The organism is Colwellia sp. MB3u-4 (genome assembly GCF_014077065.1).
GTDB lineage: Bacteria > Pseudomonadota > Gammaproteobacteria > Enterobacterales > Alteromonadaceae > Cognaticolwellia.
The window spans coordinates 1-806 of record NZ_JACGVE010000060.1 but is presented as its reverse complement, the minus strand read 5'-3'; the positions used below and the strand labels follow the sequence as shown (position 1 = coordinate 806).

The 806-nt window shown below is 42.6% G+C and carries 1 pseudogene; it reads right to left on the bottom strand.

Features of this window, described 5'->3' with window-relative positions:
* Window positions 1-806: pseudogene (locus H4J61_RS02310) on the bottom strand (flagellin); the annotation flags it as partial.

Sequence of the window (806 nt, the reverse complement as noted above, 5' to 3'; positions counted from 1 at the left end):
GTTTGAGTAGAGCCTGTATCTCCTGAAATAGTTCCCGTCGTACCTGAAATTGAGAATGTGTCATTACTACTTAATTCTAATTTAGATGAAAAACTTGAAGTACCGGCTGAACTATCGGTTCCGCCTAATGCGGTATCTGCAGCAGTCGCCCCTGAAATATCAATGCCAGCAACACCGGTTGCTCTAATCGAAATAACACCGGCTGTACTCACTGATGTATCGTAACCCGCCTTACCCAAGTCTTCTGCTAACTTATTGTTATCAGTGCCATAGTTAGCTAACGCAAATGAGTCACCACCAATCTCTAACGTACCTGTACCTGCTGTTTTTAATTCAATGGTTGTCTCTAATACCGCTTCAGCTGTAACGCCTTTGTTTAAAAGATTAATTTTGTCGGCAGTTTCAACTGCAGTATCTGTCGCTACGTTAGTATAGGTACCCGTGCCTTTAGAGCCATTAACTGTGGTGACACTCGTAGAACCTTCGGCCAAGCTACTCAATGCGGCACCAGCGGCACCAACGCCATATTTAGAACCCGCTGATGCTATTGCATGGTTACCTAAATCTGTTGCTGAAGTACCGGATAAAGTTATAGCAATAGTCTGGTTAGCATCAGAGCCTACTTGGAATTTTTTACTACCAAAACTACCATCAAGTAAGTTTTGACCACCAAATGACGTTGTTTCAGCAATACGAGTTAACTCAGTTTGTAATGCGCCAACTTCTTTTTGCATGGCATCTCTGTCATCCTGACTATTTGAACCATTCGATGATTGCAGGGCTAATTCACGCATACGTTGTAAAAT